Below are 8,513 nucleotides of genomic sequence, written 5' to 3' on the forward strand. Positions count from 1 at the left end.
ATCCCGTGGCGATCGCCAGCGCGCCAAACCCGTGGCGGTGGGTGCGCCCCGGCATCGCAAGAGCCGCTCCGAGCGTCTCCGCGACCGGCGCATCCGTCGCCGCCGGCGCATCGTCGGCGGATTGGCGGTCAGCCTGCTCGTCGTCGTTGTCGTGGCGGCGGTGTTCGTGGGCTCCAAGCTGTGGCACACCGTCTTCGGCTCCGACAACGACTACACCGGCAGCGGCAAGCGCGACATTGTCATCCAGATCCACTCCGGCGACTCAACCACCGCGGTCGGCGAGACGTTGTTCAACCACGGCGTGGTGCGCACGGTGCGGGCGTTCGTCGACGCCGCGCACGGCAACGCCGCGATCTCGGCGATCCAGCCGGGCTACTACCGGATGCGCACCGAGATCCCGGCGAAGTCCGCGGTGCAGCGGCTCGCCGACCCGCACAACCGGGTGGGCAAGCTGGTCATCCCCGAAGGACGTCAGCTCGACGACACCACCGACATGAAGACCAACGCGGTGACCCCCGGGATCCTCACGTTGATCTCCCGCGCTACCTGCGTAGAGCTCGACGGCAACACGCGCTGTGTTTCGTTGGCCGACCTGCGCAACGCGGCGGGCCGGGTTCGTCCGCCGACGGCGTTGTCGGTTCCGCAGTGGGCGACCGAGCCGGTTACCGCGATGGGCGACGACCACCGTCGCATTGAGGGCCTGATCGCGCCCGGGACGTTCAACGTCAACCCGTCGGATTCCGCCGAGTCGATTTTGGCGACGCTGATCAACAACAGCTCCGACATGTACGTGCGCTCGGATCTGCTGGACACCGCGAATTCGCTGAGCCTGTCGCCCTACGACGTGCTGGTGGTGGCGTCGCTGGTGCAGGAGGAGGCAAAGCCGCAGGACTTCCCCAAGGTCGCCCAGGTGATCTACAACCGCTTGCGTGAGCACCGCACGCTCGAGTTCGACTCGACGGTGAACTATCCGCTGGACCGCCGCGAGGTGGCCACCAGCGACGCCGATCGCGCGCAGGCCACCCCGTGGAACACCTACGTCTCGGAAGGCGTGCCGGCGACGCCGATCTGTTCTCCAGGGGTGGATGCGCTGCACGCCGCCGAGCATCCCGAACCCGGTGACTGGTTGTATTTCGTCACCATCGACTCGCAGGGCACGACCCTGTTCACCCGCGACTACCACCAGCACCTAGCGAACATCGAGCTGGCCAAGCACAACGGTGTCCTCGACTCCGCGCGATGAGCGTAGCCGCGTGCAACGCGGCGGCGAAGAGCGCAATCAGGCGGGGCGCGATGAGCGTAGCCGCGTGCAACGCGGCGGCGAAGAGCGCAATCGGGCACAGCGTGCGAGAAAAGCCGCCGTGCTCGGGTCGCCGGTCGCCCATTCCCGTTCTCCGCAGCTCCACCTGGCCGCCTACCGTGCGCTGGGGCTGCGCGACTGGACCTACGAGCGCATCGAATGCGGCGCCGACGAGCTGCCCCGCGTGGTTGGCGGCTGCGGGCCGGAGTGGGTGGGCTTCTCGGTGACGATGCCGGGCAAGTTCGCCGCGCTGGCGTTCGCCGACGAGCACACCGCCCGCGCCGATCTGATCGGTTCGGCCAACACCCTGGTGCGCACACGGCGGGGCTGGCGCGCCGACAACACCGACGTCGACGGTGTGACGGGCGCGCTCGGCGCGGTGAGCGGCCGCGCCGTCGTAGTCGGGTCGGGCGGCACCGCGCCGGCGGCTGTGGCGGGATTGGCGGAGCTGGGCGTCGATGAGGTCACCGTGGTCGCCCGCAACGCGGAGAAAGCCGCACGACTGGTCGAGCTGGGCACCCGGCTCGGGGTCGCGACTGGCTTCTGTCAGCTGGACAGCGACGCGCTGGCGGACGAAGCGGCGGCCGCCGAGGTGCTGGTCAGCACCCTCCCCGCCGAGGTCGCCGCGCGCTACGCCGAAACGCTGGCCGGCGTTCCGGTGCTGCTGGACGCCGTCTACGACCCCTGGCCCACACCGCTGGCCGCTGCGGTGGCGGGCGCCGGCGGCCGGGTGATCAGCGGCCTGCAGATGCTGCTGCACCAGGCGCTCGCTCAAGTCGAACAATTCACAGGGCTGCCCGCGCCGCGGCACGCCATGGCGGCTGCTTTGCGTTAGCCTGCCGGAGTGCTGGCGGGGGCGGTGCTGCTGTGGATGGCGGCGCTGAGCTTCTACGACCTCGCGCAACGTCGGCTGCCCAACTGGCTCACCCTCCCGGGCGCCGCGGCGATCCTGCTAGGCGCCGCTGTCGTGGGTAGTGCCGGGCCTGCGCTAATTGGGGCGGCCGCCCTGGCTGCGGTGTACTTGGTCGTGCATCTGGCCGCGCCGAGGGCGATGGGCGCTGGCGACGTCAAACTGGCACTGGGGCTGGGCGCGTTGACCGGCTGCTTCGGTGTCGAGGTGTGGTTTCTGGCGGCGTTCGCCGGGCCGCTGCTGACGGGACTGTGCGGGCTTGTGGCCGTGCTGCGCCGCTCCGGGCCGACGGTGCCGCATGGGCCGTCGATGTGTGTGGCGAGCACGGCGGCTATTGCGCTGGCTCTCATTTGAAGCCACCCCGGCGCCGCGCTTGGAGCTCTGCCGTTCGGTCTGCGAAATCGTCAACGTGAAATGAGCTGCTACCTGCGGGTGGTTGCGCATGTACAGCCGATGTGCCGTGGCTCGATGGCTTGCAACACCCCAATCCAGTTGCACGTTCGACATTCGCAATGTCTAACGATCAGCCACTGCATGAGCTCATTGGCATACCTGCGGCCACGCGCTCGTTGACCACAGGCCTCCCGAAGAGTCACCTACACGGCTGCGTCCGGGAATGAGTTCTCTCAAAGAGGTGCAGCCGCAAGCAAAGTGATGCAGCCGCAAGGCGACAGGCTGCCAGTCGTGACATTGCTGGGCTGCAACCGCCCGACACTATAGTGCCCAACGTGAACCTTGATGCGGTCGCTTTTGGTAAGCAGTGGGTAGCGGCATGGAATGCCCACGACGTTGAGTCGGTTCTTGAGCACTTCCACGATGACGTGGTGTTCACCTCACCGGTTGCCGCCAAGCTCTTGCCGGAAACGGCAGGGTGGTTCGCGGCAAGCCCGCACTGCGGGGCTACTGGACCCAGGCATTGCAGCGAATCCCTAACCTGCGGTTCGTCATCGAGGGCGTCTTCCAAGGAATCGACATCGTTGTCATCGTGTACCGCAACCAAGATGATGGCCTGGTCAGCGAAGTCCTGCGGTTTCACGGCGATGTGGTCATCGAGGGACATGGAACATATCTCGGTCCTGTGTAAAGAGCAGCCGTACAGCGCTGTCGCAATTCAGAGCAACCGGAGGCCAGGCGGTATCTCGCGATCCGGGCCGACCAGCACCACATCACGGCCAGATTGCGTCGGCACTCCCAGCACGAGGACCTCTGAGATAAAGTCGGCGACCTGCCGTGGCGGAAGGTTGATCACTGCCAGCACCAAACGGTCCTTCAACTCATCGACGTGGTAAAGATCGGTGACTTGCGCGCTGGACTTGCGTATGCCTGACTCGCCAAAATCTATCCATAATTTGTACGCAGATTTGCGGGCGCCTGGGAATGTTTCCGCTTTGATCACGCGCCCGACGCGGATATCAAGATTTAAGAAGGTTTCCATTGTGGTAGTGGGGGACATCTATCTCCTATCCAGAAGTGTTCTGGCCGAATACCTTTCGTGGTTCATGCGCTATCACTACAGCTGCATTGGGAGCAGTGTCGATGTCTCCTGCTGATACTGCGCTGCTGGCAATATCCTCACATGGCAGTCACTGTCTGCGCCGCAGCGCCCGCTGAAGCCCATGTATCGCGATGCCAACCGAGGGCGGCTGTACTAGTGACTGAGGTTTCGGCTCAGGAGTCTTCGGCCCTGGTCGGTGAAGTTTCGGCGGGCGTAGTAGCCGAAGAGGTGGGCGACGTTTTTGCCGTTGGGTGCGATGACGAGTTCGAGGGTGCGGCAGCCTCGTGATTCGGCCCAGCTGGCGCTGTCCTCGATGAGTGCGGCGCCGACTCCGCTTCGCCGGTGAGCAGGTTCTACGAACAGATCCTGGAGTTCGGCGATGGCACCGTGTTCGAGTCCGAAGCCGAGGGTCGTGATGGCGAAGCCCACGATGTCGTCCTGGCGGGCGGCGATCGCCACTCGGGCGGTGTCTGTGCGTAGCAGTGTGGCCAGATTGCTCCGAAGCTCGGAAACCGTTGTGGTGAAACGGCCTTCGCTGTAGAAGCCGGTCGCCATGGTCAGGAGCCGCGTCAAATCGCTCGGCCCCGCCGCGCGGATTTCCATGCCGCTCATCTGTGCCTCGTCTTCGGAATTGCTGCATGGTATTCAGCCGTGCAGCGCCTTTGTACTAGAGAGTACATTAAGTGGACCGTTTGATACAATTAGTGGATGATCACGAAGCCGGCAACGGATCGTGGGCGCGCGACCGTCGTCCGCGTGCTGGAGGCTGCCTGCGTGCTGTTCGCGCGGCAGGGCGTGCGCGCGACCACGCTCGACGAGATCGGGACCGCGGCGGGTGTGGGACGCGGGCAGCTCTACCACTTTTTCGCCGATAAGGCGGATTTGGTGGCCGACGTGGTCGGTTTTCAGGTGGAACGGGTGATCTCGTCGATACAGCCGTCGTTCGACGCGATGTCAACGGCTGATGATCTGCGCGCGTGGTGTGAGGACGCCGTTCGGCTGCATGCGTCCACTACAGATCCGATCCGCTGCCCGATTGGATCTCTGGTGTATGAGCTTGACGCCGACACCGGGGCGGCACGCGTGGCGCTGAAGGCCGGGTTCGCCCGGTGGGAAAAGATTTTCGCCCAGGGATTGCGGCGGGTCGCCGACAACGGTGAGCTGCGCGCGGGCACTGACCCCTCGATGCTGGCGGCGGGTTTGCTCGCGGCGTATCAGGGCGGGATGTTGCTCGCTGATGTGAGCGGCAATGTTGAACCGTTGCGCCGCGCCCTGCAGACGGTGATGGCTGCGGCGCTCCCGCCGCCGTCAAAGCCGAAGTCGCGCTCACGAACTCACGCAGTCGCTGCGTCATCTGACGCGAACGCCACCGCCGGATAGTCGATCGGCACCGCGCTCACATGATGCAGATAGTTGCTCAGCGTCGTCGATAACGCGTGGCCGACGATTTCTACGATCTCGCCGTCGTGCCACCCGGCCGCGCGCACCGCGGCCAATTCGCCGTCCTCAACGTGTCCTCGAGTCCGGATGAGCTGCTGGGCGAAGCGCAGCGCGGCGGCGACCTTCGGTTCGGATGCTTGCGCCGTGCGGGCGGCGGCGATGTCGTCAGCCGAGAGGCCGTAGGCGCGGGCCGCAGCACTGTGGGCCGCAAGGCAGTAGGCGCAGCGGTTCTCCTGAGACACCGCGATTGCCAACTGCTCGGCCACCGCGCCGGAGAAGGCGCCTTGGCTTAACGCGGCGTCGAAGGCTAGCACCGCCCGGGTAAGCGGCAGTGAAGCGCAAGTACGGCACCCAGATTCGGCACTTGTCCCCAGCTTTGGGTGATCGCCGCCCAAGCTTGGAGTTGGTCGGGGTTCGTCGTCGACGACTCGGCGGCTGCAACGCGCGGCATTTTTTCGCTCCTCATGAACGGGCTTCTGTGTACTCTGCAGTACAGTAGTTGTACTACCCAGTACACTGAGTGCGCAAGAGGAGCATCGTGGCTGATCCATCGACTGGTGTGGGCCGCGGCGAGGCAGCGGGCGGTGGGCAGATCTGTGTGCGCGTGGGGGAAGCCGGCGTCGCGGCTGCGGCGGTGGCATTCGGCGTCGCCAGCGCGTTGACGGTGCTGGCGCTGCGTGGCCTAACCCCAGCGGACATGCTTGTTGTCGAGCTCGGTGGATCAACACTTGTTTTTGCGCTCGCGGCGGCTGCGACCGGACACCTGCACTCCCACGGCGCTGCGCGCGCCATGGCCCAAGGCGTCATGCTGCCCGGCTTGACGTGGCCGCTGGAGAACCTAGGCCTGGCGCGCACCACCGCGACTAGCGGATCGCTGCTGCTCGGGGCGGAGACGTTGGTGACCGTTTCGTTGGCGGTGCTTGTGTTGCGCGAGCGTCTCGTGGCGGCCAGCGCGATCGCTCTCATCTTGGGCTTAACCGGCACCGGCCTGGTCGCGGTAGGCGCCGGGGGCACCGATCACCGAGCCGGCGATCAGATCGTCGGTGACCTTCTGGTGATCGCGGCCGTGTTGTGCAGCGCCGTCTATGTGGTCTGGTTACGGCGCACGCCACACTCTTCAGCGGAAGGACTCGCGGTCACCGCGTGGCAATTCGCTGGATCAACCCTGACCGTCGGTCCCTACGTTGTGGCGTCCTGGGCTAACCAGGGCAGCCACTTCACTACCGCAAAACCCGGGGAGTTAGTTGCCGCTCTGGCGGTGCTCGGCTCCACCATGGCCGCGATGGCTGCGTTCAACCGCAGCATCTCGTCGGTCAGTGCGTCACGGGCCGGGCTGGTATTCAGCCTGCAACCCATCGCCGGAGCGATCACGGCCGTAGTGGTGCTCGGCGAACCGCTGCGCGCCCGCACCACAATCGGGGGCGCCCTCATCGTGCTCGGCGTAGTCGTAATCGCGAGGCCAACCCTGACGGCACCCCGATGGTTCGCTAACGCCTTCTCCCGACCTGTTGGCAGCCAGCACGAAACGAAAACTTCGTGACGAATCCCCGTGAAGAACCGCGACAGATGACGACATGGGAAGATGGGACACGTGTTGCGATGGACCACCGCTGGTGAATCCCACGGCCGCGCGCTGGTGGCCGTGCTGGAGGGCATGGTCGCCGGGGTAGCCGTCACCAGCGAAGACATCACAACCCAGCTGGCCCGGCGGCGACTGGGCTATGGCCGCGGTGCGCGGATGAAATTCGAACGCGACCAGGTGACCATGCTGGCCGGAGTGCGGCACGGCTACACGCTTGGCGGGCCGATCGCAATCGAAATCGCCAACACCGAATGGCCGAAGTGGGAGACCGTGATGGCCGCCGATCCGGTTGACCCGTCAGAGCTGACGGACCTGGCCCGCAACGCGCCACTGACCCGGCCCCGGCCCGGCCACGCCGACTACGCCGGCATGCTCAAGTACGGGTTCGACGACGCCCGACCGGTGCTGGAGCGGGCCAGCGCCCGCGAGACCGCCGCCCGGGTGGCAGCGGGAACGGTGGCGCGGCAGTTTCTGCGCCAGGCGCTGGGGGTCGAGGTGCTCTCCCACGTCATCTCCATCGGCGCCTCGGAGCCTTACGACGGTCCACCGCCGCGGCCCGAGGATCTGCCCGCGCTCGACGAGAGCCCAGTGCGCGCCTTCGACAAGGCCGCCGAGCGGTCGATGATCGCCGAGATCGAAGCCGCAAAAAAGGACGGCGACACCCTCGGCGGCGTGGTCGAGGCCGTCGCACTGGGCCTGCCGGTAGGTATCGGGTCATTCACCAGCGGTGAGAACCGGCTCGACAGCCAACTCGCCGGCGCGGTGATGGGCATTCAGGCGATAAAAGGCGTGGAGATCGGCGATGGCTTCCAGACCGCGCGCCGTCGCGGCAGCCAAGCCCACGACGAGATGTATCCCGGCCGCGATGGCGTCGTACGGTCGACCAACCGGGCTGGCGGGCTGGAGGGCGGCATGACCAACGGCCAGCCGGTGCGGGTACGCGCGGCGATGAAGCCGATTTCCACCGTGCCGCGGGCACTGGCCACAGTCGACATGGCCACCGGCGACGAGGCCGTCGCCATAAACCAGCGTTCCGATGTGTGTGCAGTACCGGCCGCCGGGGTGGTGGTCGAAACCATGGTGGCATTGGTGCTGGCCCGCGCGGTGCTGGAGAAGTTCGGCGGCGACTCGCTGACCGAGACCCGCCGCAACGTCGAGGCATACCTACGTTCGGTTGCCGAGCGCGAGCCGGTCACTGACCGCGCAAGGGCGTCGGGGTAATGGCGCCGAAGGCGGTACTGGTGGGGTTGCCCGGTTCGGGTAAGTCCACGATTGGACGACGGCTGGCCAAGGCGCTGGGGGTTGAGCTGCTCGACACCGACGCGGCGATCGAGCAGCGGACGGGGCGCAACATCGCCGACATTTTCGCCACCGACGGGGAAACGGAGTTTCGCCGTATCGAAGAAGAGGTGGTGCGCGCGGTGCTGGCCGACCACGACGGCGTGGTCTCGCTGGGCGGCGGCGCCGTCACCACCCCTGGGGTGCGGGCGGCGCTGGACGGCCACACCGTGATCTTCCTGGAGATCAGCGCGGCTGAAGGGATCCGCCGCACCGGCGGCAACACCGTGCGCCCCTTGCTGGCCGGTCCCGACCGGGCCGAGAAGTTCCGCGGTTTGATGGCCCAGCGGGTTCCGCTGTACCGGCGGGTCGCGACGATGCGGGTCAACACCAACCGCCGCAATCCCGGCGCGGTAGTGCGCTACATCGTGTCGCGGCTGGAGGATCCGGCGCCGGCGTCCGCGCGACGCCGCCGCCCTGCGTGGCGTCGACCGTCGCAGGCTGAGCC

Annotated in this window: 10 protein-coding genes and 1 pseudogene; 8 read left to right on the top strand and 3 right to left on the bottom strand. The window is 66.6% G+C overall.

The window, feature by feature from the left end; all coding sequences use genetic code 11:
- The 4 genes and pseudogenes from mltG to ACFE99_RS19380 form a co-directional block, all read left to right on the top strand.
- On the top strand, positions 1-1,243 hold a 1,243-nt coding region (gene mltG, locus ACFE99_RS19365; protein WP_375488052.1), incomplete at its 5' end, for an endolytic transglycosylase MltG.
- A 64-nt stretch (positions 1,244-1,307) separates the two neighbouring features.
- The gene (locus ACFE99_RS19370) at positions 1,308-2,135 is read left to right on the top strand and encodes a shikimate dehydrogenase (protein ID WP_375488061.1); all 828 of its coding nucleotides are present in this window, start codon (positions 1,308-1,310) and stop codon (positions 2,133-2,135) included.
- Positions 2,136-2,144: 9 nt separating this feature from the next.
- Positions 2,145-2,564 carry a prepilin peptidase gene (locus ACFE99_RS19375; RefSeq protein WP_375488053.1) on the top strand — a complete coding sequence of 140 codons (420 nt, stop codon included), beginning with the start codon at positions 2,145-2,147 and terminating at the stop codon, positions 2,562-2,564.
- 374 nt (positions 2,565-2,938) lie between these two features.
- A pseudogene (locus tag ACFE99_RS19380) lies at positions 2,939-3,294 on the top strand (nuclear transport factor 2 family protein).
- A 27-nt stretch (positions 3,295-3,321) separates the two neighbouring features.
- On the opposite strand, the gene ACFE99_RS19385 reads toward ACFE99_RS19380, so the two are convergent.
- Both ACFE99_RS19385 and ACFE99_RS19390 read right to left on the bottom strand, forming a co-directional pair.
- The gene (locus ACFE99_RS19385) at positions 3,322-3,645 is read right to left on the bottom strand and encodes a tRNA-binding protein (protein ID WP_375488054.1); all 324 of its coding nucleotides are present in this window, start codon (positions 3,643-3,645) and stop codon (positions 3,322-3,324) included.
- Positions 3,646-3,858: 213 nt separating this feature from the next.
- The gene (locus ACFE99_RS19390; RefSeq protein ID WP_375488055.1) at positions 3,859-4,317 is read right to left on the bottom strand and encodes a GNAT family N-acetyltransferase; all 459 of its coding nucleotides are present in this window, start codon (positions 4,315-4,317) and stop codon (positions 3,859-3,861) included.
- Between the two features lie 96 nt (positions 4,318-4,413).
- Here ACFE99_RS19390 and ACFE99_RS19395 point away from each other — a divergent pair, with 96 nt between their 5' ends.
- The gene (locus ACFE99_RS19395) at positions 4,414-5,085 is read left to right on the top strand and encodes a TetR/AcrR family transcriptional regulator (protein WP_375488056.1); all 672 of its coding nucleotides are present in this window, start codon (positions 4,414-4,416) and stop codon (positions 5,083-5,085) included.
- On the opposite strand, the gene ACFE99_RS19400 is transcribed toward ACFE99_RS19395, so the two are convergent.
- Positions 5,040-5,459 (bottom strand): carboxymuconolactone decarboxylase family protein, encoded by a 420-nt coding sequence (locus tag ACFE99_RS19400; RefSeq protein ID WP_375488057.1) that lies wholly within the window; start codon positions 5,457-5,459, stop codon positions 5,040-5,042. The two genes, ACFE99_RS19395 and ACFE99_RS19400, sit on opposite strands and share 46 nt — an antisense overlap.
- 224 nt (positions 5,460-5,683) lie before the next feature.
- On the opposite strand from ACFE99_RS19400, the gene ACFE99_RS19405 reads away from it, so the two are divergent.
- From ACFE99_RS19405 to ACFE99_RS19415, 3 genes are all read left to right on the top strand, one after another.
- A complete protein-coding gene (locus tag ACFE99_RS19405; protein ID WP_375488058.1) occupies positions 5,684-6,685 on the top strand; it encodes a DMT family transporter in 1,002 nt (333 codons plus the stop codon).
- A 51-nt stretch (positions 6,686-6,736) separates the two neighbouring features.
- On the top strand, positions 6,737-7,948 hold the full coding sequence (gene aroC / locus ACFE99_RS19410; protein WP_375488059.1) for a chorismate synthase: 1,212 nt from the start codon (positions 6,737-6,739) through the stop codon (positions 7,946-7,948).
- On the top strand, positions 7,948-8,513 hold a 566-nt coding region (locus tag ACFE99_RS19415), incomplete at its 3' end, for a shikimate kinase (RefSeq protein ID WP_375488060.1). The genes aroC and ACFE99_RS19415, both read left to right, overlap by 1 nt.

It is taken from the genome of uncultured Mycobacterium sp., from assembly GCF_964249325.1.
In the GTDB taxonomy this organism is placed as follows: Bacteria; Actinomycetota; Actinomycetes; order Mycobacteriales; family Mycobacteriaceae; genus Mycobacterium.

What these genes read in the sequence shown, in the direction of transcription:
- ACFE99_RS19385 (WP_375488054.1), bottom strand. Translation starts at nt 3,645, where the DNA reads ATGGAAACCTTCTTAAATCTTGATATCCGCGTCGGGCGCGTGATCAAA.
- ACFE99_RS19390 (WP_375488055.1), bottom strand. Translation starts at nt 4,317, where the DNA reads ATGAGCGGCATGGAAATCCGCGCGGCGGGGCCGAGCGATTTGACGCGG.
- ACFE99_RS19395 (WP_375488056.1), top strand. Translation starts at nt 4,414, where the DNA reads ATGATCACGAAGCCGGCAACGGATCGTGGGCGCGCGACCGTCGTCCGC.